We start from the raw sequence: 23,421 nt of genomic DNA on the forward strand, positions 1-23,421 counted from the left end.
GGGTTGTACAAAAATTTACCCAAATATTATGGAACCACAAATCATGACTTGGGCATTTCGGCAAAGGTTGCAGCAAGTTGGCTAGGCAAAAGTTGTGGTGTCATGGAAATCATTGGTCATCGAAGAATAGCGATCGCTCCTTTTAATGATGAGGTTAAGGATGAGGCAAGTCCAACCAGGATACACAAGACTTACGCACTGAAAGCTTGAAGTCTAGATCCCCTCTAACCCTCCTTGAAAAGGTGGGGACAGAAAAAGTCCCTCCTAAAAAGGGAGATGTAAGCAGGGTGGTTTCATTGATTAAAAGAAAATTTTGTAACGTTGATTTTGGTTGGCGGTAGTGGCTTTTTGATTGCCATGCCCCTACAAAATGTCACCATGCGTCGATATTTTCGTTGATTGTATGAAACCAGCCCTTTAAAAAGGGGGATGCAAGCGGAATCTCTGCGTAAGTCCTGGCTGGAATGATTTTGGGTTAATTCAAAAACCGATCAATCCGGCTTTGGCATCGAATTTTTACTCTCAGCAGTTGTGGCAGATGGGATGACCGTGAGTGAGAAACACGATACCGATCGCGAACTTAGGGGTCAAGGCTTAGCGAATATCATCCTCCTTTGGGGGAATTCCGGCTATCGGCGCGATCGCCCACACTGCCATCCATGTTTGTTCTGGTGGGAAAACCCTTCTCTCAGGGGAACAGAAGCCTTCTCGAAGTAGAGGCGCAATCGCTTTCTTGGCGTTCAAATGTGGAAGGGCGCTCGCCTACTTTACGAACTTTCGCGTACCCGCATCTGCCATAAGTTGGGTTTGGGTCAATAAATCTGAAGATTACGTAATAAATCCCCCAAAGCTACTATCGCGTCTGCTACAGTTTTGATTTATACAGCCCAGGAAGAGGCGGATTGGTTTCTAAATCTCTCACAAAGAGCCAAGACTCCTGCGGTTGCCTTGTCAGAAATTTCTATTTCTTTCCGTGGTTTCATCAGGCAGGTGTGCAATGTTTGCATAGCGGCAATCAACCCTTATGAATTTTATGAATAAAGCTTTTTAACGTAGACACAAGCTGTCGGCGTTTTCAAAAACTAGAGTTGCGGCTTTTCCTAGAATACGTAGCGCTCTAAGACATTCGCCCTCTACCGCCAGCCTCCATCAATGCGATCGCGCTCATAGCATATCGCGGGTCGTTATCTCTAAAGCCACTTGCATTCTCTGTCCAGAGCCAGCACTTGTAGCTTTAAGAAACCTAACGATATGTTAATTTTTATTACAATCTATTTTTTGTTTAAGGAAAACCCGAATCCCTCTGTGTACCCAATAACAGGGTGTACGCATACTCCACAACCTCTACAGGATACTCAATTCAAGCTCAGGATTCGTCTGGCTCCTTTTGGACAGACAAGCTGAGATCACTTAAATTAGGTGATAGAGATCACGGAAAAATAAGATACCAGTCATTGTCTTGTTAGAGTGCCCTCGGCTGAGCGATCCCAAAATCACCCGATATAAGGAAGTAAAAAAAAACCTCGATTGGAAAAATGTTAATTAAACTCCCTTTGGTACCCGCCATGACTGAGCTTTATGATTCAGAAGATGTCCAGGCAAACCACAAGCGATCGCTTAGAAGACTCGCCAAGGCGATCGCGCTTTCTCAAGGTGAGTTCTCGCTGATTTTAGTGTCCTGCAACTATCCCCAGTTACAGGAGCAGATGGCGAAGCTGCTGAAAGAACTCTCCTCAGTCGAAATTCAAGAAATCGTCCTGCATCCTTCAGTGAAGACGCTTTATACAACGATTCAAAAAACAATTGAAGATCAGCAGCCGCCAGCCTTGATGGTTTTCGGTTTAGAGTCCGTGGTGGACATTAATCAAGTACTTACCTCGACGAACCTCGTCCGGAATCAGTTCCGCAAACAGTTCGCTTTTCCGCTAGTGTTATGGGTGAGTGATGAAATTCTGCAAAAACTGACTCGGATGGCACCGGATTTTAAAAACTGGGCTACCACCGCCATTCGATTTGAGGTTCCCAGCAATCAGTCGGTAGAGTGGACAGCCATCACTGCTTGAATGGCGAGCATCCTGCAAGATGACTAACGCACTGACAGTCGGTAGGATGGCATGACGCACTCTAACCAGACGCACTCTAGCCAGAACTATATAGGCATCATTAAAGAGTCACTGGTGACTCCACATAAATTGTTGGTTCCTGCATCTTAAACTCTATGCCATACTCGATCAGATGCTTAGAGATTTTTTCGTTCGCCAATTCCAGTAGATGCTTTCGCAGTTGAATCGAGTTTTCACTGGAACCCAGAATAAAAAACGTTACCCTCGCTCTCGTTGTTTGCTTTTCCGCATTATTCATTAACGTAATATTTGTACTACCGGGATCGATCCCGAACACGGAGTCTGTACTCTGATTAATGACTTGCTGTACTAGCGCCTGTTCCCGATCTTCTAGTAACCGAAAAAAATCTAGATAAAGTAAAACCATTACTTTCTTGCCCATCGTCACATTCTCAATTTCTAAATTTGCCAATGTGGAATTGGGCACAATATATAACGTACTTTTAGCCGCCGTGCGAATCTTAGTAGAGCGCAAGCCAATCGATTCAACGCGACCAAATAAACCTCCGGGTACATTGCCAATTGAAGGAAGACGAATATAATCCCCAGGAACAAAAGGGCGATCCAAATACAAAACAATCGTCCCTAAAAGCTGCTCTAGAGTCTTTTGAGCCGCAAACGCCACTGCCAAGCCACCAATCCCTAAACTTGCCACCAAGCCCACTAAATTGAATTGCTGGCTCTGAGCAAAAGCCAGAATGGCGATGAAGCCGAGAGCAACATTCATTAAAGTCTCAATTACGAGAATCAGTTCATCAAAATCTCGACCAAATTTCCCAAGTAAATCAATCCCATAAATTCGGATAAACTGCCGAAATAATCGGGAGATTAACCAAGCTACACTAATAATGACCGCTAAATCTAAAAAAGGTTTGATTAATTTATAAAGTGCTTGATAATCTTCAATCCAGGTTAACGAAAGAGAGATAAGGATGAATGTACCCGCCACTCTAAACAAGTGTTTGATTGGCTCGATCAAGCCTTCATAAATACTCGTTACTTTCTCCGAGGCAAAGCGGCGGACGATTAATTTGCTGATACCAGGCGTGTATCGTCCCAACAGCAAAGACAGGAGGACAAAGAGTAAGAAAATAAGGGGTTTGGAAATATCGATTTGAAGAACTTGATGACGAATATCGGCAAGATTTAGATTAGATAGTAATGGGTGAATCCACATAAATTGTTGGTTCTTCAATGTCGAAGGCAATCCCGTAATATTTCAATTTATCTGTAATATTTTGACTGGCAATATCGAGGAGTTGACGCCGCAATCCCATCGATACTTCGCTTGAGCCTAAGATAAAAAAAGTAATTTGTGCTTGCGTTTTTATCTCGCTATCCTTGCCCAAATCTTTAAACGTAACTTCGGTGTTGCGTGAGTCGATGCCAAAAATATCTTCTGTACTGTCTAAGATAACTTGACGAATTAAGGCACGTTCTTCGTTCTCAATTTTCCGGTCAAAGTTTAAGTAGATGAGAGCCATAACTTTCTTTGCACCCGAAAAATTCTCAATGTTCACCTGTGTTAAGGAACTATTTGGTACGATTACCAATGTTCCTTTGCCAGAGGTGCGAATTCTGGTGGAACGCCAGCCAATTGACTCAACTCTGCCAAAAATACCATCTGGCAAGCCAATATAGTCATCGACAACAAAGGGGCGATCGAGATAAATAACAATGCCGCCTAATACTTGTTCCAAAGTTTTTTGGGCAGCAAAGGCAACGGCTAAACCACCAATCCCTAAACTAGCGACCAAACCAAAAATATTAATTTTATGAGTTTCGGCAAAAATAACGATAATCAAAAATATAATAATAAAATTAGCAATTAATTTAGCCAGGATTAGCAGTTCGCTGTTGATTTTACGTCCACTGTTGATAGCAGCATCTAAGAGATAGATATCAAAAACCTGCTTAAACAGGCGAGAACCCAACCAACAGGCAGCGATCGCGAGAGATAAACTAACTGCAAATTCGATTAAACCCGACTGAAAAAAAGCCGGGACTAAGTGTATGGCAGTGTCAGCGATCGCTAGCCCAATGACAACTCCCAATAAACCCTCGTAAGGTTTAACGACTTTTTGATAGGCTGCAAGAGCCTGAGAAGAAACTAATTGCACAACTTCTGCTAATTCTGGTAATTCTTCCACTTTATTACAGCAGAATGGAAATTGATAAGCTTTTCATTTAACCCGAATCTTAAGGCAAGATGTCTGAAACGTTTGTGCAGGGGGGAACAATCGCCGCGATCGCTACCGCTGTTGTTCCCCAACAGGGGAGTGTGGGGATTGTGCGCGTATCGGGAGCGGAAGCGATCGCGATCGCGCGTACCCTCTTCCACGCACCAGGGAAGCAGCCGTGGGAATCTCACCGCATCCTCTACGGATATGTGCGCGATCCCCAAACGCATGATGTGGTAGATGAAGCACTGTTGTTGATGATGCAAGCGCCTCGCTCCTACACCCGTGAAGATGTGGTAGAGTTCCACTGCCACGGCGGAATTATGCCAGTGCAGCAGGTATTGCAGCTGTGTTTGGAGGCGGGGGCAAAATTAGCACAGCCGGGAGAGTTTACCCTGCGGGCGTTTCTGAACGGGCGTCTGGATTTGACGCAGGCGGAGAGTATTTCCGATCTCGTGGGAGCGAAATCGCCTCAAGCGGCTCAATCTGCGCTCGCCGGTTTGCAAGGGAAGTTGCAAAAGCCAATTCGCTCCCTGCGTACCACTTGCCTCGATATCTTGGCAGAAATTGAAGCCCGAATCGACTTTGAGGAAGATTTGCCACCGTTGAATGAAGCGGATATCATCGCCCAAATCGAGCAGATATTGGCAGAAACTACGAAAATTTTGGCAACTGCCGCACAAGGTGAACTCCTCCGCACTGGCTTGAAAGTGGCGATTGTCGGGCGTCCCAACGTGGGGAAATCGAGTTTGCTGAATGCCTGGAGTCGGAGCGATCGCGCCATCGTCACCGACCTTCCCGGCACCACTCGCGACGTTGTAGAATCGACTCTGGTCGTCGGTGGAATTCCCGTGCAAGTGCTAGATACTGCGGGGATTCGGGATACTGCTGATGTGGTGGAAAAGATTGGGGTTGAGCGATCGCGCGATGCCGCCCAAGCCGCTGACTTGGTACTACTCACCATTGATGCCCAAGCCGGTTGGACGCCTGCCGATGGAGAAATCTACGAACAGGTACAACACCGCCCCCTCATTTTAGTTATTAATAAAGTTGACCTGGTTGGGGAAATTCCAGAATTGTCTCTTCCAGACACCATTCACCGGGTTGTACCCACCGCAGCCGCCCACAACCACGGCATTAACGCCCTAGAAGAAGCCATTTTGGATGCCGTACATACCAGCAACCTCAAGGCAGCTGACTTAGATTTGGCAATTAACCAGCGACAAGCAGCGGCACTAACGAGGGCTAAAACTTCTTTGCAACAAGTGCTGGCTACTATTACCGATCAACTCCCTCTCGACTTCTGGACAATTGACTTGCGAGGTGCCATTCAAGCTTTAGGAGAAATCACCGGCGAGGAAGTCACCGAATCAGTTCTCGATCGCATTTTTAGCCGGTTTTGTATTGGGAAATAAGGAAGGGATAGGGAATGGTTTTTAGAAATCTCTATTACCCAACTTCCTGATTCTGTTGATTTTGCAGGTAGGGCTAATTGTTTGTACAGCCCCATTTAGGCTGAGGGTGTAATCACAATACAGACAATTTAATATTATGCACAAGCACAAACAAAACTCAGGCAAATCTACCGCTCCTAACCAGCGCCAAGCGATTCGGAAAGGATACGAACAATATAGCGTCCAAGGTTTCTACGAACAATTTGGAGATGAATATCGAAATCCTCAAGAGTCCGCCATTCAAAAAGTTTTGCAACTTGCAGTTAGTCAATGGCAGCTAGATTTTCACAAAGTATTAGACTTAGCTTGTGGCAGCGGCGAAGTGACTTTAGCGCTGCAAAGTTTAGGATGTAACAACATTGATGGCATCGATCCCTACACCTACAACGCCTATTTAAATCGCACGGGTAAAGAAGCTGAACCCTATACTTTTGAGGACATTGCCTCTGGAATTCTCAACGACCGGGATTATAGTTTGATTGTGTGCAGCTTTGCGATGCATTTGCTGCCAGAGTCACGTTTGCCTATCGTTGTTTACCAACTAGGTCTAATTGCCCATTCAATGATAATTATTACCCCAAACAAGCGCCCTCACTTGAAGCCGGAATGGGGATGGCTTTGCTTAGATGAAATCATGTGTAGCCGCGTGCGATCGCGGCTTTATCAGCGAACTTATGGGCAAAGTGGGCAAGGAGAGTAGGCATTGCTCACCCCGATCCCGAACCTAGCTTCTCACCGTTGTTTCTCGCAGCAATTGTTTAACGGTTCCTACTAGCTCGTGGGGTTCAAAGGGCTTAGAAATATAGGCATCTGCGCCTTGCTTCATTCCCCAGTAGCGATCGAATTCTTCCCGTTTGGCTGAACACATCACCACAGCTACCTTCTGGGTTTTGGAGTCGGCTCTAATTTTACGGCAAACTTCGTAGCCATTCATCCGGGGCAGCACAATATCTAGCACCACTAAATCCGGACAATTGCCCTTCATTTGCTCCAGCGCTTCGACACCATCACAAGCCACAGTAACACTCAGCCCGCTCTCTTGCAGAAGGTGTGAGATCATCTCCCGTTGCGTGTGACTGTCTTCCACCACTAGAACTGTAGTCATAACTCCTACCTACTTACGAGGTTCAAATGTTCGCAGGAAAAAATGAGCGCACCCCAAGTTAAATTGCGTCTAGTTAGATAAAACTTATCTACTTCCGCTCATTTTCGCTTATGAGTCTAAAAAGTGTTTACGTAAATGCACGTAATTTTTCCGGGTTATTTCCGTTATATTTTAAGCGATCGCTCTGGAATCAGATTATCAATCAACGAACATCTTCACTCAATCTTCAAAGTTATTCCTAATTTTTCCTGAAAAGTTGTAAAGATTTTGTACAAATCCGCAGAAATACGGAAAAGCCGAATTTGGTCAATATCCTTGTACGTAAGCATACAGAGCCATCTTTAGGTTCTAATTTTTATTAAACTCTATGTATCGGTTATAACTAATAATTTTAAATTTATGGAAGAAAAACTGCGATCGCGGCTGAACTGTCGCCAGTTTCTACTTGGCTGTGCCCTGACTGGCGGCGGGATCGTTGCCGCAGATTTGTTATCAAAATCTGGACAAGCACAAGTCGCTGCCCCTGCTATTGTGACATCGGATAAGATGCGTCCGCAAATTCCATTTGGGGTTGCTAGCGGCGACATCACAGGCAACAGCGCCGTCGTGTGGAGCCGTTGCAATCGCCCTGGACGAATGATTGTGGAATATTCGACAACCGAGTCATTCCGGAATGTGCAGCGGGTCGTGGGACTAGCCGTCCTGGAAAACAGAGACTTCACGGCACAGATTTATCGAGCTGACTTGCCACTGAATCAGCAGATATTCTAGTGAGTCACCTCCCAGGATTTAGCTGATATCAACATCTACCGCGACCCCGCACAAGGCAGTTTCCACACGACAAAAGTCGTAACCGCAAAAGTCGTATCATTGCGTGATTTCTCTCTTCCAGACTGAGTCTGGAAGAGAGGGGAAGTCTCTCAATCAGCCCACGACTATAGCGAAGCTAAGCTAACAGTATCCAGCACTTTTTAAGAAGCTTCCCGCTCCATCAACTGATTAAATCGTTCTACGCCTTCTTTGTAGCGTTGCCCTTCATATCCCATTACTTTCTTGATAATCCACTCCTTATGTTTTCCATCTTCCAGAAGTAAGGGGATCGCTAGAATAAAAACTTCATCCTCTTGAATAAAGCGCTTAAACCAATTACACGTATCAGAGAAGCTACGCTCATGGTAATTGTAGACTTCCCCTAATATTGCCTTGAACGATAAGCTGCCAATTTTTTCCGACTCGCGCCCCAGTAAAATTGAGTCTTCCGACCTCAGATGAGACTTCAATTGAGCTAATTTGTGGGAGTTTATCAGCTGCTTTCGCAAAGTGGAAAGAATGCCTGTACGAATGTGGGGAAATTTGCGATATAGGTAATCGGAAACAGCAGCATTGATGATCCCGTTGCCCAAAAATTCTAACTGTTTATTCGGCTGCTTACGCTCTTTCAAGTTCTGAAGATGATGCTCCAGAACTGGATCGATTAAGTGCTTGACGATCCATTTCTGCGTCTGTGAGAAGCGACGATCGAGGTACATTGCGCCTAATAACGCCTCAAATGCATCTTTAAAGGGGTTATTCACCTTCTGGCGCAGCAGGTTCCAGTCTTCACCCGAACCCAGCAACAGGTCTTCTCCTAACCCGATTTGGAACCAAAGCTTGGTCAACCTTTCTCCATCAACGAGCTTGTCTCGCAAAACTGAGAATTTGCTGATTTCTAGATAGGGGCAGCGTTCGTAAAGGTAGTCAGCAACCACGAAGTTGAGAATCGCATTGCCAAGGAATTCTAGCCGCTGATTGTCTTGCCCAGATTCGCCGATTTGGGTGGCGAAGGAGGTATGGGTTAGGGCGAGGCGGAGTAGGTTCTTGTCTTTGAAACGGAGACCAATTTTATTTTCGACCGTTTCCGGGTTCCATGCCATCTTCTTTTTCCTCTATGAAATGCCTAATTAACGAAGGCAAAAGGAAAAAGAAATTTTAGATTTGAGATTGAAAAAATCAATGAGCAATCTTAAAATTTACAATGATTTTTTCTTTTTCCTTTTGCCTTTTAATTGCCTTTATCTCGGACGTCCTAAGGTGGTGATGTACACAACTGCTTCATCAGCAGGGATACCCAAGACTTCATTCACCTGGTTATCAAAGAAGCCGCCGATGCCGCTGACGCCTAAACCGAGGTGAATGGCGGCTAAATTCAGCCGTTGCCCTAAATGACCGGCATCCATGTGTAAATAACGATAAACGCGATCGCCATACTGCGCCACTGCTGTTTTCAAATCTGCTGTGTGGAATAGCACTGCTCCCGCATCTCTACCCAAATCTTGCCCCAAGCACAGATAGTGCAATTCCTGGCGGAAATTTTTAAAGCGGATTTGCCGCAATTCCTGAGCTTTCGGTGCGTAATAGTAGCAGCCTTCCTCCAGTCCTTCTACCCCAGACACGGCGATAAAGGTTTCGATTAAATTTAAATCAAAATAGTCCGGAGAGCTATCTAAACCTTGGTCGATGTAGTGCTGGGGTTGGTAGGTGAAATCTAGTAAAGCTTTCAGTTCCTCTAGAGTCACATCTTCACCCGTGTAGGCACGAGTCGAGCGCCGCTTGAGAATGGTTGTTTCCAAGTCGTGCAAATTTGCTGCCCAATCAATTGGCGTCGTGACGGTTGAAACCTTGAGACAGAAGGGGAAGTTGTATTTATCATCGGGAGTTGGCGGTTGCAGGACATCTTGAGGGATGGGCGTCTTGCCAGTTATCTGCTGGCTTTCCTCAATCTGCGTCGCTTGGTGGCAGTAACCGAGCAATTCACCATCGGGGATATTAGGATAGTCTGTTTGGGTGACAGAGGGCAATGCAGTTGGACTGAGGGGCAAGTTTTGTTTCACATCCAGCAAGTCTGCCAGAGCGATCGCGCAAATGACCGCTTCCTCCTTTGGGTCGAGGTAAAGTAACTCATTCACTGCCCGATCCACAAACCCCCCAATTAAGTGAGGGCGGTAGTCATTGAGGGCACTCGCCAGCTCAATATTGCCCAACAGATGCCCCGTATCCAAAAAAATCCGCCGATAAGCTCGGTCTTGATAGCGCCAAGCAGAACGGTAGAAGACGGCTGTGGTGACGAGGCACAATTGGGTACTATCTAACACCGGATGCCAAAAACAAGCTGTTTGTAGCGCTTTCCAGGCATCACTGTCCCAAAAATGTATTAAAGAATGGCTCTGAGGCTGATAGTTATAGAGTCCAGGTGGTAAAAGCGGCGTCCCACGGGAAATTAAATAAATCTCCGCTGGGTACAATCCCCCGGCGGAGGGGGCTGCCCGCAGATACATCGGATTTCCCATTGTCATTACTTTGGCGGTCAAGCCATAGCTGCAAAACAGCAGCCGCGACAGGCGACGCCATGCTTGGGTTTTTTCGCCCTCATCTACTAACGCCTCTGGTATTTCTGTTAGATAGGGCTTCAGGTCATAGGATGAGCCAATTTTGTAGTCCTTAAAAGGCACTGGTTGACGCTCCCAGTCCAGCCCCTGGCTCTTAGAGGCGAGGGTTTGGGGATCGTATTTAGTCCGCTCGTGATAGTGCTGAGCAATTGATACTCGCAATTCTGGCATACAGCTGTCTAGCAACGCTTCCGCTTCGCCTTCCATCTTGCCATCCCCAGCAGCAAACGTGTCGTGCCGTTAGGTACAAATAAATCTGTGTCGTTCTGGATTCATTCTGTTTTAACGGTTTTTCGGGGCGAATCGGGGCAAACCGCGATTCGTAAAATTAAGGTTGACCAACCCGTAGATTAACCGGCGTGCGGGGGTTCGGACGGTTGAGGAGATGATTGCGATCGCTGCTGCTTGAAGCGGTGATAGCCAAGGGGAACCGCCACTAACAGCAGCAAAAACGGGCTAAAGACTGCTAACCAAATCGCCAACCGGATCAAGCTGGTGGTGAGTTCGCCCAAGGAGTGCGTTGCTTGGTTCCAGGTTTCCCGAACATCTGAACCCAAAGGTCGCGCTGGGGGAATACCTGCGATCGCTTCTTCCAAAGTTAGGGTAATGGTAGAGTAGGCGACTCGACTGCGTAAGCTTTTCAGTTGTGCATCCAGCTGTTCGATATTTTGCCGCACGTTGCTGAGTTCGTTGGCAACTTTCAGGACATCCCCCACTGAGCCGGAGCGTTCCATAATTTTGAGTAAGGTGCTTTCCTGTTTCCGCAGGTTCCGCAGTCGGGCTTCGTTATCCACGAGTTGATCGGTAACATCTTCAGCGGTGAGGGTGCGGCGCTGTACGGTTCCCAGTTTTGCTAAGAAATCGAGACTGGTTTCGAGCTGCTCTTGCGGAACCCGAATTTGCATAGATGCAGTGTGACGGGCGTTATCGTCTTTGGGTTTTTGCTCTTGGAATTTTAGTAAGTCGCCCTGCTGTTGTTTAACAATTTTGGAGGCGATTTCAGTGCTTTTTTCTATGGAGTTGACACTCACCGATAGTTCGGCGTTTTTGATCAATTGGGGGCGCTGTCTCGGCACCTGAGCTTTCGCCACAGCACGGCTTGCTGTGTCTTGGGAGCGAGCGGCTCCGGCTTCGGCTGCTGGATTTGCCATTGGCGCTGAATTTGGGGCGGTGGGAGCGAGTTGAGCGAATTGTGTCTTTTGTTCCAAAGAAGAGGCACAACTGGTTAAAACGATGCCTCCCAGCAAGGCACTTAAGAATAAAGAAGGTTTCAGCGTTGGATGAAGTGAGCCGTTCATGGCATAACCCCCAATTTAGTTATTGCCAGTATGCCTTACTGAAAAAAGGGGCACGCTGATTGTTGCGGTTTATGCAACACAGGGCGTTGTGGCGATAGCGGTTCTGACTTTAGTGCAATATATTCGGAACCTCACCCCCAGCCCCTCTCCGTGAACGGAGAGGGGGGAATATGGAGGTGAGTGAAAACCGCGATATAGTTTCTCGCGCCTGCAAGAGCGATCGCATCTAACGGCTTCCCTAAGCTAGATACGTGCTTTGTTAATTTACTTCACACTAGATCGAGAATTCGAGGAAAAAAGGACTGTTTTTCGTGATTGCTAACCTAGTTGAAAATGGTTGGGAAGTTATTTATCATCGCGCCCATGCCTTGCTAGCTGCTCAAATAGCGGGTCACTGGCACCAGAAAGATCGCCCAGAACGCTTGATCGAGACGGTGGCGGCAATTTCCCATCACGACGACTTAGAACGCGAGTGGGAAGGAAATCACCTCACCGAAGCGGGGGCACCCTTGGACTTTACCCTCGACAAGAAAACGGATCTCAAAAAGCTGGCTACACTGACGCAGAATTCCCGCTACCGAGGACGTTGGGTAGCTTTGTTGATTTCGATGCATACCAGCTTTCTCAATGAAGGGAAACGGGGAGAGTCGCCGGAATTGGACAAATTTCTGGATGAGCAAAAAGAGCATCAAAAGCAATGGATTAAGGGGTTGAAGATTACCCAAAAAGAAGCTGATAAAGCTTATGCATTTATGCAATGGTGCGATCGCTTCTCACTCATCCTCTGCAACCACGAGTTACCTGCGGGTGAGCGGGCTTTGGAAATTAGCAAGGGGCCAGACGGAAAGCGCTATGATGTGGTGCAGCGTAGCGATGGGAATCTCACCGTGCAACCTTGGCCTTTTGCAGAAGAAAAGTTTACGGTGAATGTGGAAGCGTGCTACCTCAAACAAGTGAAATTCGACTCAAATGAGGAACTCACGCAAGCACTTCAAGAAGCACCGATTGACCTTTTAGAGTGGACGTTAGTGAAGTCTTGACCGATGGATAATGGGTAATCGGTCATGAGTCAGTCGCAACAAACCAAAGACTCACGACTCCTAACCATTACCCATTACCAATTTTTTAATCGTAGGGCGATCTTGACTTAGTTTGATAGAATTAAGAGTTTGCACTACTCAAGATGCTTGCTCCAAGGAGTTGCCCCTATGGCCCGGATGTATTATGACAACGATGCTAACTTAGATTTATTAAGCGGAAAAACCATTGCTATCATCGGCTATGGCTCTCAAGGTCACGCCCACGCCCTCAATCTCAAAGATAGTGGCATGAACGTCATTGTCGGGCTGTATCCGGGTAGTAAGTCGGCTCAAAAAGCGAAAGAAGCTGGTTTAGCGGTTCACACGGTTGCTGACGCTGCCAAAGCGGCTGATTTCATTATGATTTTGCTACCTGATGAGGCACAAAGAACAGTTTATACCGATGAAATTGCGCCTCATTTAACCGAAGGAAAAGTATTAGCCTTTGCCCACGGCTTCAATATTCACTTTGGTCAGGTTGTCCCGCCTGAGAATGTAGATGTGGTGATGGTAGCACCGAAGGGGCCAGGACATTTGGTGCGACGCACTTACGAACAGGGTGAAGGCGTGCCTTGTTTATTTGCAGTGTATCAAGATGCCACTGGACAAGCACGCGATCGCGCGATGGCTTACGCGAAAGGTGTCGGCGGGACTCGTGCCGGAATCTTAGAAACCACTTTCCGGGAAGAAACTGAAACCGATTTATTTGGCGAACAAGTTGTGCTTTGCGGTGGCTTAAGTGCGCTGATTAAAGCGGGTTTTGAAACGCTTGTTGCTGCTGGCTATCAGCCGGAATTGGCTTATTTTGAATGTCTCCATGAAGTCAAACTGATTGTTGACTTGGTTGTGGAAGGCGGTTTAGCCAAAATGCGCGACAGTATCTCTAATACTGCTGAGTATGGCGATTTGACCCGTGGCCCTCGGATTGTTACCGACCAAACCCGCACTGAGATGCGGAAAATTCTTCAAGAAATTCAATCGGGTCAATTTGCTCGTGAATTTGTATTAGAAAATCAATCTGGAAAAGCCGGATTTACAGCGATGCGGCGTCAGGAAGCCGAACATCCTATTGAGGACGTTGGCAAAGATTTACGGGCAATGTTTAGCTGGTTGAAGAAAGTTTAAGCAGTTAGACCGGAAAATAACCCTGAATGAAAACCCGCTTTCTTTAAAGAAAGCGGGTTTTTAAGTTTTTGCAATACTAATTTATTCTTTTGATGCTTTAATTCAGCTTCTCCCCAAGGATTGCACCAGTAACCGGAAAGTATTGCTGCTTAGCGAGTATGTGTAAAGCTTTATAGGAGAAAAAATCGGCTCACCGACAACTTTCATTTTTCTTTATAAATGCGCTCTGACGCCCTGTCATCGGTAATGGATAATGGGAATAAACATCTCCCCTAACCCATTACCCATTGACTATTTGATTCCTTTTTCCTCTTGTTCAATGGCTTTTTCGGTTCGCTCGTAAACATTCCTCGGTTTCTTAGTGGGAAATAATCCCAGTAAAGAATTATTCAAAGCGGTTCGGGTGTTGAAACTAGCTGTACTTAAGGGTTTGGGCAGAACGCGATCGCCAAAACCAATAAACATCAAAGCTAAAATAATCACCAATGGCGTAACTGTCTTTTTATCCATAATCGTATGAAAAGTTTTCTAAGGTACTTTCTTCTATTGTTCCCTCAAAAACCGGAAAATTTAAACAGTCAAAAGGGAGTTTATCTGTTTTGGGCGGCTGTCTTGTCTTTACTCGCGCCTTTCTATTTATTACCCCCCTTATCAGCAGCATCGGAACGAGAAAATATCCTGAAGAATCCCCAGCCGCAAGGAGACGAGGATTTTATCAGTGGTGTCAGGGCAAGTGTCAGGAAAAGCTTACAAACCTCCCGTACAGAGAAAGCAGCCATAACGAAACAAGTTGTTAAACCAGATCCCGTCACAATTGATAATCGATCCGAGACATCTGACAGGCAAAGCGCTAGCGAATTCAACGCAGACAAACTGCTGCAACTAGGAATTCGACAGCATCAAACGGGACAATTTCAAGAAGCCTTAAAGTCTTTGCAAAGGTCACTCAACCTCTACCAAGAAATCGGTTCGCGCACGGGTGAAGCAAATGTTCTGTTGAATATTGGCGAAACCTACTTCACTTTAGGGCAATATTTGCGATCGCTTGCATTCTACTACCAGACCTTAGACATTCTGCAAGCCATTGGCGATCAACCGGGTGCGGCTAAGGTATTGGATAATTTGGGCAATGCTTACTTCTATCTGGGGGATGAAAAACAAGCGAAAGATTTTCGCGATTCAGCGCAAAAGCTGAGACAAGAAATCGGCAACCCAAAACGAGAAGCAGCTTTTTTAGGCAATGTGGGAATCGCTCACGAATCAGAGGGAGAATATCCAGAAGCGATCGCACTTTACCAAGAACAGCTAGCGGCGGCAAGAGAAAGCCGCAATCCCAACGCAGTGCTGGATTCTCTCAATAACCTGGCAGAAGCTTATCGCACCTTGGGACAATATCCCCAAGCGATTGACTTTTATCAGCAGCAGTTGCTAATTGCTCAGAAAAGCGGCAACGCCACGGAAGAAGGTTATTTTCTCAACAGCATTGCGGATGCTTTCGAGGCGCAGGGGCAATATCCAGAAGCGATTGAAGTCAGAAGACAACAAGTTGCGATCGCTCAAAAAAGTGGTGACGCCGCTTTGCAACTCATCGCCCTGAATAATTTGGCAAAAGCTTACCAAAATGGGGGGCAATTTGAGCAAGCGATCGCACTGTATCAAGAACCGCTGGCGGCGGCAAGGAAAACAGGCGATCGCTTGGCAGAAGGGACGGCGCTGAATAATTTGGCATTTGCGCTTCTAAAATCAGGTAAACCAGAAGAAGCCAAAGAAACCCTACTCAATTCAGTTAAAACTTGGGACGCGATCCGCGCCAACTTAGGCAGCACCAATCGCTATTTGGACGCGCAAACAACGACTTATCAGCGCTTACAACAAGTTTTAATTGCTCAAAAACAGCCGATTGCCGCCTTAGAAATGGCTGAACAAGGGCGGATCAGGTCGATTGTCGATTTACTGCGGCTGCGGTTATCTACCGAACCCGTGGGATCGGGTTTAAAACCCGCACCGAAGAAACTGACTTTTCCCACGATTGAAGAAATTAAAAAAATCGCCAAACAAGAAAACGCCACACTCGTTGAATATTCGATTATTCCCGATGAAGGACTTTATGTTTGGGTGATTCCGCCTAGTGGGGAAGTGATGTTTCGGCGCATCGAACTCGGTGCCCAAAACACAATTTTTCCCGTCTCTTCCATCGAAAATGTAATTGCCAAGATTCCTGAATCTCTAGGATTACAAGCGCCTGCCAATTCTCCGAAACCCACAGCGGCAGAAGCAGCGACAACAGGTAATGCAACTTCCTCATCGGCAAAAGCGCCAATCATTCAGCCAAAACCGTTGCTGCAACTGCATCAACTATTAATTAAACCAATTGCCGATTTATTGCCAGAAGATCCAAACGCCCGTGTTATCTTCATTCCGCAAAAAGAAATGTTTCGGATTCCGTTTGCGGCTTTAGTGGATGTTTATGGCAACTACCTGATTGATAAACATACCATCTTGACAGCACCGGCAATTCAGGTACTTGCTTTAACCAAAGAGCAACGAGGAAAAACTTCTGGGGGCAATCGTCTGGTGGTCGGAAATCCCGTGATGCCGAGAATTGCACCAGCACTGGGACAGGCACCAAAAGCGTTACCGCCGCTAGCAAATGCAGAACAGCAAGCCTTAGAAATCGCTGATTTTCTCAAGACAAAATCTTTGCTAATTGGCAACCAGGCGACAAAGGCGGCGGTTTTGGAACAGATGCGGAAAGCTAAAAGCGTCCATCTCGGAACTTATGCAATTCTGGATGATGTGAAGCGTCAAGGTGTCCCCGGTGCGATCGCACTTGCTCCCGGTGGTTCAGATAATGGTTTACTTACTTCTGCGGAAATTCTGGAATCTTTCGCGCAACCCAAAGGGCAACACCTGCGTCCTGAATTAGTCGTTTTCACTGCTGTTGAAACCGGCAAGGGTAAAACAACTGGCGATGGGGTAATTGGTTTGTCTACTTCTCTAATGGCAGCAGGTGTTCCGACTGCGATCGTGCCTTTGTGGTCTGCGCCAGATGCTCCCATGGGTGCGTTAATGAGTGAATTTTACAAGCAGTTGAAGCAGAACGACGATAAAGCCAAAGCCTTGCGCCAAGCCATGCTCAAAATCAAGCAACAAAATCCCAATCCTAAAGACTGGGCAGGATTCACGTTAATTGGAGAACCCAGATAATGCGACAAACTTGCCCCACTCTTAATACTGTTAATACTGCCTAGCAGGGTGGTTTCATTTATTAAAAGAAAATTCTGTAACGTTGATTTTGGTTAGCGGTAGGGGCTTTTTGATTACCATGCCTCTACAAAATTTCGCAATGTTCGATATTTTCTTTGATTGCATGAAACCACTCTGCGATATTTCTAGGCTTCCTTATCTTTGAGCTGGAAGGTTTTCCGAAACACCCACTGCATGAAGCCAGGAAACATACTATAAGAGGCTTCCGATAAATTAGCGGAACCGACTAAAACCTCAGCTCGCTGATGCTTCACCGCCTCCCAAATTGCCTTTGCTACATCCTCCGGCTTCTCCACCACTGGGGTACTCAGCACCTGATTGAGCTGATCTCGACGCGCTTGGGCATCTTCTACATTCTTACCGCCAAAGATTGCCCGTTCCATCAAACTACTCTTGATTAAATTCGGGTAAATCCCACAAACATGAATACCTTTGGGTGCAAGTTCCGAGTGCAGCGCTTCGGTTAATCCAGTTACCGCAAACTTGCTGGTATTGTAAGGCACAAGATAAGGAACGGGGACTTTGCCGCCGATGGAACTCAGATTTACAATCGTGCCCTGTTTTCGCTCCAGAAAATGAGGTAATAGGGCGTGAATCGTATGAATATATCCCCAAAGGTTGAGGTCTATTGTCTGATGCCAATCGTCTAGGGAGAAAGAATCTGCTGGCCCTGATATATAGAGACCTGCATTATTGATCAGCACATCGATAGTGCCATATTCTTCCAGCGCCTTCTGAACCAGGGTTTTTACCTGCTCCGGGTCTCTGACATCCGTAGGAACGGCTAGAGCTTTTCGACCAAGCGATCGCACTTCCTGTGCCGCTGCTTCCAAGCGGTCAGCCTGACGTGCCGCCATTACCAGGTCATATCCTTTCTGGGCAAACAAGAGAGCCGTTGCTTTGCCGATGCCCTGAGAAGCACCCGTAATTAGTACCGTGGAAGCCATAAAGTCCGTTTAAATAATATTGCTTTACTCTCTCAGTTTGTTCAAGAAAAACGGGGAAATCCTCTAGCTTTTGTCAGAGTTTTTGATAAAAATAGCTAAAATTCTGCTCCTCTAAATTTCGCTTAACTAGGTGATATAGGTTACTTTTGCCAAAACCCCTTACATCTTCCTTGAGAATTAAATGCACATTGGAACTATAGGCAGAGCGCGGTGCCCAATTGGATAGCTAGGATGAATGCGTAATCAATTTGTTAAGGAATGTAAACCATGCAAAGCCCTACTGATTTACCAACTGTTACTACCGCCTACAATGGCAAAGACCGCAATGCCTTTCTGTTTGGCTGGAATCCCCAAGCTGAGCTATGGAACGGACGCTTGGCGATGATCGGCTTTTTGGCTTACCTACTTTGGGATCTAGCAGGCTACAGCGTCGTTCGGGACGTGCTGCACCTGGTTGCCTATACCCGCTAATCTCTATAACCGCTAATGATTGACTTGCGAGACTCGTCTGGCGGGCAGTTGTAGATAAAGACTTCATCTGCCAGCCGGACGGTCAAGCATTCGATGAGGTTGCGAGTGATGTGCAATCAGGGGCAGCGGCAAAACGTCTATGGTTCGGATCGCAGCACCAGCAATCCTTTACAATAGTTATATTATTTTTACAGTATTTAACAAAAAGGAAGCGCTATCTCATCCAGACTACCGAGCATCAACACAGTTTTCTTCCCAGAGACAGTTTTCTTCCCTGAGTGACTTGCACTCGATCGATATTTTTTAAAGGATGAGTATCGTGGAAACCAAGCGCGATCGCGGGTTCTTGAAGGATAGGATAGCGATCGCGATTCTCTCCTAAATTTTTGCTCGAAAGGAAAGCTCCAAATTTACACAAGTATGATCCAGCTCGAACACGCACCTCCGCAACAAGCGAAACTTCCAAAAATAGAAAGAAGTGAAAATCCAATTATTGGACTTTTAATTGCTTTTACTATTATTGGCATCTGGGCAAGCAGTCTAGTTTTCTTAATTTCCCTTGACTGGTCGCAAATTCCTACGGTGTGGAGAATCCCCGCCATTATTTGGCAAATGTTTCTTTATACAGGATTATTCATTACCGCTCATGATGCAATGCATGGAGTGGTATTTCCTGAAAACCGTAAGATTAATAACTTGATAGGTTCATTCGTATTATTGTTATATGGCTTCTTTTCTTTTAACGAGTTATTGAAAAAGCATGGGGTACATCACCAGCACCCAGCAAGCGAAGTCGATCCAGATTTTCATAACAGTCAGCATAAAAACTTTTTTGCCTGGTACTTTCACTTTATGAAAGGTTATTGGAGCTGGAAACGCTTGTTCGCTTTAATGGCTTTCTATAACCTGATTGCTTTCACCCTGCCGATCCCAGAATTGAATTTGACTTTGTTTTGGGTGATTCCTTCAATTTTGAGTTCGGTACAATTATTCTTTTTCGGCACCTTCCTACCTCATCGAGAGCCACAAGAGGGTTATAAAGATCCTCATCGCGCCAAAACTAATGCTCTGCCCGTTTTCTGGTCATTTATCACCTGTTATCATTTTGGCTACCACGAGGAACATCACGAATATCCGCATCTTCCTTGGTGGCAACTACCAGAAGCTTACAAAATGAATCAAACAGCTTCTACTTAGTAAATTACCGTTTTTACTGCCAAATGCCATTTTAAGCAGAAAAAAGGGGCGTATTAGCTACGCCCCTTTTTTGTTATTTCTTAATCGGTAATTTTTTAGGTGGCGGGAGGCTGTCTTTCTTTTTCTCTTCCAATTTTTGTTCTTCTAACTTCTTTTCTTCCAATTTTTGCGTCGCAAGAGTTTTATTCTCCAACGCTAAAGTGTTTTTTGGATCGAGTTTTAAAACTTCATCAAAGACAGCGATCGCTTCTTCTAACCGATCTAACAACAAGAGGGCGACGCCTCGACCAGCAAGACTATTCGCATCATTGGGCGTAATGCGAATCGCCTGGGCGTAAGCAGCGATCGCTTCTTCATACCGTTCCAAAGCGACTAACACGACGCCTCGGTTGTACCAAGCCTGAGATAATTCAGGATTGAAGCTAATCGCGCGATCGCTAGAGGCGAGGGCTTCGGGGTTTCTTCCCAAATGCCATAGCACCACCGTTCGGTTCGCCCAGATATCGGCAAGCAGCGATTGATTTAAGTTCGGATCGCTACTTTTAATCGCTTGATCGTAAGCGGCGAGTGCCTTGGGATAGTCTTTTACTGTCCGAAGTATCCTGCCTTTGTTAAACCAAGCTTGGGCATAGTTAGGATTAAGGGTGGTAGCGCGATCGCTCGAAACGATCGCTTCCGAGTATCTTCCCAAAAACCACAGGGTAACGCTGCGGTTGTTCCAAGCTTCCGGGTAATCAGGGTTAAGACCGATGGCGCGATCGTGAGAGGCTAATGCTTCTTCGTATTTGCCTTGTCCAGATAAAGCATTCCCCCGCTGATCCCAGGCTAATGATGGACTCGCCTCACCCCACCTCCCATCTCCTTGCAATGCTTTATCGCAGGCGGCGGCGGCGTCTTCGTACTTGCTGACTTTGTTTAGCGTCGCGCACTGGTTCGCCAAAGCCACAGAGTAAGTGGGACTCAATTTAACCGCCATTTCCTGAGAGGGGAGTGCTTGGGCGTACTTACCCACCAGTGACAGCAAAACGCCATGTTCAGTCCAAGCGGTGGCGTCTGTGGGATTCAGCGCCAAAGCTTGATCGTAAGAAGCGATCGCTTCTTGGTACTGACTTAATTTTTTCAGCGCCACGCCTCGGTTGTACCAGGCGATGGCTGGAGTCAGTGCGCCCCAATCAGCATCACTTTTCAGCGCCAAATCGCAAGCAGCGATCGCTTGCGAATATTGCCCAGACGCAGACAGTGCAGCGCATCGATCCGCTAAAGCTAAAGAATAATCCGATTGAATTTCTAAGGCTTGATCGAAAGAAGCGATCGCTTCGGCGTTCTGTCCCAGCTTCCTTTGCGCTAATCCTTTGTTATACCAAGCGACGAGCGGCGTATTGTTCTCCCAATTTCCATCGCCTCTGAGTGCTTTGTCGCAAGACGCGATCGCGTCTTCATATTTGCCTAAGTTGGCGAGGGCGATGCACCGATCCGCCAAAGCCAGAGAATAGTCGGGTTTGAGGCGGATAGCCTTATCAGCGGAAACCAGGGCTTCGGTGTATTTTGCTTGTCCTAGCAGCCCATCCACTCGGTCAGTCCAGATTTTCGGCTTTTTGGGATCGAGAGCGATCGCTTGGTCGCAAGCGGCGACGGCTTCTGCATATTTCTTCTCATCCCCCAATAAGTCACACAAACTCGCCCAATAATCAATGTCTTTCAACTCCAGCGGTGGCTGCGGCGTTGGCTGAGCCAATAAAGCCTTGGAGCCGTAAAAATTAACACTTACACAATAAAAACTTAACAGAAATAAACTAAAAGTAAAAAATCTTTTGTTCGCCTTTTTCCCTTTGCGGGACGGTTGCCCTAGCAATGCGATCCGCTTCTTCAAATTACCGTAATCTGCCATAGGAAGAGCTTAATTTTAGACCTCAAGAATAGCATAATTACTACGAATTCTTTTCTTGCCTAAATTAATATTTTGCTGCTCAAATGTAAAGTAAAATAAACTCTTGGCTACTGAAAAAACTTTGGAAGAGAGCGACAGCTTAAGAAGTCTGCAAGAAATGTCCGGATTTTTATAAAAAACACCTGAATATACTCTGTCAACACCCTCATTGATGAGCAGAATTCTACAGATTTTTACCTTAACAATTATGCAGCGTAATTTTTTAATGAGTCTAAGTGCTAGCCCAATGCTTAGATTTGCAATTTTCTGGCTCGGAATCTTTCCACTACTATCAATAGCTGCTTACGCTCAAGTCCCGCCCTCTGGAACCTTCACCGCCACACGAACTTGTGTAGCACCACGAGCAATTAACGGGATAAATCCGGGTAATATTCAAGTCTCAAAGGGTCAGCGTTATCAAGCAGTCGGCTTCAATTCTCCGAAGCGAAAGTTTATTCAGATCGCCGTTCCTGGTGCTAAGCCAGAACGTCGCTGGGTTAGTGCTGATTGTGGTAATTTTTCCCCCGCAACAGATCCGATTTCTTCCTCCGATAGCCCCGTAACCCAGCCATTGGCATCAGTATTACCCTTTTTTGATAATGTTAATAATCCAGAACTTCATGGCTTTCCGCGCAATCAAACAGCGGATATCACACCGCCATTACCCCAACTCAGTGCTTTTGACCAAGCGGTATTGAGAACCTGTGGACCAATTGGCAGCAAAGTTACAGCAAGTGATTTTAAAAAATTGATGTCAGAAAATCGAGAGGTACTGCGAGAAATTCAACAAGCGGTAGGCGGTAAACTGCGTGCTGTCCGCAGCACAGAAGCAGAATTTCTCGACGATCTAACAGTTGCTTGGTCTGGAAGGGGTGGCTTTGAACATATTTTTTGCGGTGAACTCGAAGGACCAACGAAGATTGGCGGAATGCACTTTTTCGGCAGATATGGGCAGCTGCAAGAACAAGGGATTGGTGGGAGACTTTCTAATAATTTGCAGAAAGAAGAGGTGGTTCCTGGGTTAGTTTATACGCTGGGAATCCTCATCCAGAAAGATGGTCAAAGTTGGAAGGATGATATCAAAGGCTATGCTCTCGTCAGCGATGCCAAAGAAATATTATTAGATGCAACGAAAGCATTGAAAGCTCAGGGAAATGCTCAGGGAGCTTGCCTTTTAACAGTGCAAGATAATGAGACAAAAAAATCTTATCAAGCTGTTTTTGTCAAGAGTCAGGATGCGATCGTTACTTTTTATCCGGATGCCACGCCTAGGGGAAAAGCTTGCAGAAGATAGTTACTCAAATCTTGCACTCAGCCCTCAGAAGGGAATTCTAGGCGATCGCATTCTCATACCAATTCACTATTTTGATGTCACATTTGCGATCCCCCAACCCCCTTAAAAAGGCTACCGTGTACACACATCTTTGGTTAAGTGGCAAAACGTGATTTATCCCCCTAAATCCCCCTTTTTAAGGTAGGGAGAATTCGTTGTCGAGGGAAAAAAGGATAGCCATCAAGTTCATAAGATAGTGCCTAATGCCAATTCAGGAGAGAAATTGGGAATGGGTGCAGCGAAGGAAGAGGCTGGCACACTTGATGGCACGACATCGCCTGTTGAAATTCAACTAACTCACCGCCTGTGGAGAAGAGGGCGGATGAGATATAAGCAGAGAAAGGAGTTGCACCAGGTCATGGGCGCACAAACGAATGGCAGTGGGCGTTGCAGAATAGAAGTATGAATTGAGGTTGTTCTTGATGCAATGTCCTGAGTGTGGTTCCACTCATATCCGTAAGAATGGGAAAAAGCGAGGTAAACAGAATCA

General features: G+C 46.1%; 22 protein-coding genes and 1 pseudogene. 13 read left to right on the forward strand and 10 right to left on the reverse strand.

Annotation, left to right across the window (positions count from 1 at the left end):
- The first annotated feature begins 3 nt into the window (after nt 1-3).
- From H6H02_RS21765 to H6H02_RS21775, 3 genes and pseudogenes are all read left to right on the forward strand, one after another.
- The gene (locus tag H6H02_RS21765) at nt 4-210 is read left to right on the forward strand and encodes a hypothetical protein (RefSeq protein WP_190821673.1); all 207 of its coding nucleotides are present in this window, start codon (nt 4-6) and stop codon (nt 208-210) included.
- Nucleotides 211-454: 244 nt separating this feature from the next.
- Nucleotides 455-694 (forward strand): annotated as a pseudogene (locus H6H02_RS27955) (SulP family inorganic anion transporter); the annotation flags it as partial.
- 871 nt (nt 695-1,565) lie between these two features.
- Nucleotides 1,566-2,063, forward strand: a complete 498-nt coding sequence (locus H6H02_RS21775; protein WP_190821675.1) for a hypothetical protein — start codon at nt 1,566-1,568, stop codon at nt 2,061-2,063.
- Nucleotides 2,064-2,163: 100 nt separating this feature from the next.
- Here the strand turns inward: H6H02_RS21775 and H6H02_RS21780 are convergent, their stop codons facing one another.
- Both H6H02_RS21780 and H6H02_RS21785 read right to left on the reverse strand, forming a co-directional pair.
- Nucleotides 2,164-3,300, reverse strand: a complete 1,137-nt coding sequence (locus H6H02_RS21780; RefSeq protein ID WP_190821678.1) for a mechanosensitive ion channel domain-containing protein — start codon at nt 3,298-3,300, stop codon at nt 2,164-2,166.
- Entirely contained in the window at nt 3,275-4,273 is a 999-nt protein-coding gene (locus H6H02_RS21785; RefSeq protein ID WP_190821680.1) for a mechanosensitive ion channel domain-containing protein, read from the reverse strand. Before H6H02_RS21785 ends, H6H02_RS21780 begins: the two co-directional genes overlap by 26 nt.
- 59 nt (nt 4,274-4,332) lie before the next feature.
- Between H6H02_RS21785 and mnmE the strand changes: the two genes are divergently transcribed.
- Complete coding sequence (mnmE, locus tag H6H02_RS21790) at nt 4,333-5,718, forward strand: tRNA uridine-5-carboxymethylaminomethyl(34) synthesis GTPase MnmE (RefSeq protein WP_190821682.1); 1,386 nt, start codon at nt 4,333-4,335, stop codon at nt 5,716-5,718.
- 136 nt (nt 5,719-5,854) lie between these two features.
- Nucleotides 5,855-6,457: a class I SAM-dependent methyltransferase gene (locus H6H02_RS21795; protein ID WP_190821684.1), complete on the forward strand. Its 603-nt coding sequence runs from the start codon at nt 5,855-5,857 to the stop codon at nt 6,455-6,457.
- 24 nt (nt 6,458-6,481) lie between these two features.
- On the opposite strand, the gene H6H02_RS21800 is transcribed toward H6H02_RS21795, so the two are convergent.
- Nucleotides 6,482-6,862 carry a response regulator gene (locus H6H02_RS21800; RefSeq protein WP_190821686.1) on the reverse strand — a complete coding sequence of 127 codons (381 nt, stop codon included), beginning with the start codon at nt 6,860-6,862 and terminating at the stop codon, nt 6,482-6,484.
- A 399-nt stretch (nt 6,863-7,261) separates the two neighbouring features.
- On the opposite strand from H6H02_RS21800, the gene H6H02_RS21805 reads away from it, so the two are divergent.
- A complete protein-coding gene (locus tag H6H02_RS21805) occupies nt 7,262-7,633 on the forward strand; it encodes a PhoD-like phosphatase N-terminal domain-containing protein (protein ID WP_190821688.1) in 372 nt (123 codons plus the stop codon).
- Nucleotides 7,634-7,833: 200 nt separating this feature from the next.
- Here H6H02_RS21805 and H6H02_RS21810 read toward each other — a convergent pair whose 3' ends face one another.
- The 3 genes from H6H02_RS21810 to H6H02_RS21820 form a co-directional block, all read right to left on the reverse strand.
- Nucleotides 7,834-8,775: a ribonuclease III domain-containing protein gene (locus H6H02_RS21810; protein ID WP_190821690.1), complete on the reverse strand. Its 942-nt coding sequence runs from the start codon at nt 8,773-8,775 to the stop codon at nt 7,834-7,836.
- Between the two features lie 138 nt (nt 8,776-8,913).
- Nucleotides 8,914-10,458, reverse strand: coding sequence for a SagB/ThcOx family dehydrogenase (locus H6H02_RS21815; protein ID WP_190821721.1), 1,545 nt, complete (start codon nt 10,456-10,458; stop codon nt 8,914-8,916).
- 179 nt (nt 10,459-10,637) lie between these two features.
- A complete protein-coding gene (locus H6H02_RS21820; protein WP_190821692.1) occupies nt 10,638-11,585 on the reverse strand; it encodes a DUF4349 domain-containing protein in 948 nt (315 codons plus the stop codon).
- Nucleotides 11,586-11,896: 311 nt separating this feature from the next.
- Between H6H02_RS21820 and H6H02_RS21825 the strand changes: the two genes are divergently transcribed.
- Nucleotides 11,897-12,625: a DUF3891 family protein gene (locus H6H02_RS21825; RefSeq protein ID WP_190821694.1), complete on the forward strand. Its 729-nt coding sequence runs from the start codon at nt 11,897-11,899 to the stop codon at nt 12,623-12,625.
- 168 nt (nt 12,626-12,793) lie between these two features.
- A complete protein-coding gene (gene ilvC, locus H6H02_RS21830) occupies nt 12,794-13,789 on the forward strand; it encodes a ketol-acid reductoisomerase (protein WP_190821696.1) in 996 nt (331 codons plus the stop codon).
- Between the two features lie 291 nt (nt 13,790-14,080).
- Here ilvC and H6H02_RS21835 read toward each other — a convergent pair whose 3' ends face one another.
- Nucleotides 14,081-14,299, reverse strand: a complete 219-nt coding sequence (locus H6H02_RS21835; RefSeq protein ID WP_190428575.1) for a hypothetical protein — start codon at nt 14,297-14,299, stop codon at nt 14,081-14,083.
- Between the two features lie 36 nt (nt 14,300-14,335).
- Between H6H02_RS21835 and H6H02_RS21840 the strand changes: the two genes are divergently transcribed.
- Nucleotides 14,336-16,996 (forward strand): CHAT domain-containing tetratricopeptide repeat protein, encoded by a 2,661-nt coding sequence (locus H6H02_RS21840; protein ID WP_190821698.1) that lies wholly within the window; start codon nt 14,336-14,338, stop codon nt 16,994-16,996.
- A 185-nt stretch (nt 16,997-17,181) separates the two neighbouring features.
- On the opposite strand, the gene H6H02_RS21845 is transcribed toward H6H02_RS21840, so the two are convergent.
- Nucleotides 17,182-18,003 carry an SDR family oxidoreductase gene (locus H6H02_RS21845; protein WP_190821700.1) on the reverse strand — a complete coding sequence of 274 codons (822 nt, stop codon included), beginning with the start codon at nt 18,001-18,003 and terminating at the stop codon, nt 17,182-17,184.
- A 267-nt stretch (nt 18,004-18,270) separates the two neighbouring features.
- On the opposite strand from H6H02_RS21845, the gene H6H02_RS21850 reads away from it, so the two are divergent.
- Nucleotides 18,271-18,474, forward strand: coding sequence for a chlorophyll a/b-binding protein (locus H6H02_RS21850; protein ID WP_190821702.1), 204 nt, complete (start codon nt 18,271-18,273; stop codon nt 18,472-18,474).
- A gap of 238 nt (nt 18,475-18,712) precedes the next feature.
- On the opposite strand, the gene H6H02_RS21855 is transcribed toward H6H02_RS21850, so the two are convergent.
- Complete coding sequence (locus H6H02_RS21855; RefSeq protein ID WP_190821703.1) at nt 18,713-18,892, reverse strand: hypothetical protein; 180 nt, start codon at nt 18,890-18,892, stop codon at nt 18,713-18,715.
- 2 nt (nt 18,893-18,894) lie between these two features.
- Between H6H02_RS21855 and crtW the strand changes: the two genes are divergently transcribed.
- Complete coding sequence (gene crtW / locus H6H02_RS21860; RefSeq protein ID WP_190821705.1) at nt 18,895-19,671, forward strand: beta-carotene ketolase CrtW; 777 nt, start codon at nt 18,895-18,897, stop codon at nt 19,669-19,671.
- A 73-nt stretch (nt 19,672-19,744) separates the two neighbouring features.
- Here crtW and H6H02_RS21865 read toward each other — a convergent pair whose 3' ends face one another.
- A complete protein-coding gene (locus tag H6H02_RS21865; RefSeq protein WP_190821707.1) occupies nt 19,745-21,559 on the reverse strand; it encodes a tetratricopeptide repeat protein in 1,815 nt (604 codons plus the stop codon).
- A 286-nt stretch (nt 21,560-21,845) separates the two neighbouring features.
- Here H6H02_RS21865 and H6H02_RS21870 point away from each other — a divergent pair, with 286 nt between their 5' ends.
- Both H6H02_RS21870 and H6H02_RS21875 read left to right on the forward strand, forming a co-directional pair.
- A complete protein-coding gene (locus H6H02_RS21870) occupies nt 21,846-22,892 on the forward strand; it encodes an EndoU domain-containing protein (RefSeq protein WP_190821709.1) in 1,047 nt (348 codons plus the stop codon).
- A gap of 235 nt (nt 22,893-23,127) precedes the next feature.
- Nucleotides 23,128-23,337, forward strand: coding sequence for a hypothetical protein (locus H6H02_RS21875; protein ID WP_190821711.1), 210 nt, complete (start codon nt 23,128-23,130; stop codon nt 23,335-23,337).
- The last annotated feature ends 84 nt before the right edge of the window (nt 23,338-23,421 follow it).

It is taken from the genome of Coleofasciculus sp. FACHB-1120, assembly GCF_014698845.1.
Classification (GTDB): Bacteria; Cyanobacteriota; Cyanobacteriia; order Cyanobacteriales; family FACHB-T130; genus FACHB-T130.

Bases quoted from the DNA above. Each gene is read 5' to 3' on its own strand.
- H6H02_RS21775 (WP_190821675.1), top strand. From the start codon at position 1,566: ATGACTGAGCTTTATGATTCAGAAGATGTCCAGGCAAACCACAAGCGA.
- H6H02_RS21780 (WP_190821678.1), bottom strand. From the start codon at position 3,300: ATGTGGATTCACCCATTACTATCTAATCTAAATCTTGCCGATATTCGT.
- mnmE (WP_190821682.1), top strand. From the start codon at position 4,333: ATGTCTGAAACGTTTGTGCAGGGGGGAACAATCGCCGCGATCGCTACC.
- H6H02_RS21795 (WP_190821684.1), top strand. From the start codon at position 5,855: ATGCACAAGCACAAACAAAACTCAGGCAAATCTACCGCTCCTAACCAG.
- H6H02_RS21800 (WP_190821686.1), bottom strand. From the start codon at position 6,862: ATGACTACAGTTCTAGTGGTGGAAGACAGTCACACGCAACGGGAGATG.
- H6H02_RS21805 (WP_190821688.1), top strand. From the start codon at position 7,262: ATGGAAGAAAAACTGCGATCGCGGCTGAACTGTCGCCAGTTTCTACTT.
- H6H02_RS21810 (WP_190821690.1), bottom strand. From the start codon at position 8,775: ATGGCATGGAACCCGGAAACGGTCGAAAATAAAATTGGTCTCCGTTTC.
- H6H02_RS21815 (WP_190821721.1), bottom strand. From the start codon at position 10,458: ATGCCAGAATTGCGAGTATCAATTGCTCAGCACTATCACGAGCGGACT.
- H6H02_RS21820 (WP_190821692.1), bottom strand. From the start codon at position 11,585: ATGAACGGCTCACTTCATCCAACGCTGAAACCTTCTTTATTCTTAAGT.
- ilvC (WP_190821696.1), top strand. From the start codon at position 12,794: ATGGCCCGGATGTATTATGACAACGATGCTAACTTAGATTTATTAAGC.
- H6H02_RS21835 (WP_190428575.1), bottom strand. From the start codon at position 14,299: ATGGATAAAAAGACAGTTACGCCATTGGTGATTATTTTAGCTTTGATG.
- H6H02_RS21845 (WP_190821700.1), bottom strand. From the start codon at position 18,003: ATGGCTTCCACGGTACTAATTACGGGTGCTTCTCAGGGCATCGGCAAA.
- H6H02_RS21850 (WP_190821702.1), top strand. From the start codon at position 18,271: ATGCAAAGCCCTACTGATTTACCAACTGTTACTACCGCCTACAATGGC.
- crtW (WP_190821705.1), top strand. From the start codon at position 18,895: ATGATCCAGCTCGAACACGCACCTCCGCAACAAGCGAAACTTCCAAAA.
- H6H02_RS21865 (WP_190821707.1), bottom strand. From the start codon at position 21,559: ATGGCAGATTACGGTAATTTGAAGAAGCGGATCGCATTGCTAGGGCAA.
- H6H02_RS21870 (WP_190821709.1), top strand. From the start codon at position 21,846: ATGCTTAGATTTGCAATTTTCTGGCTCGGAATCTTTCCACTACTATCA.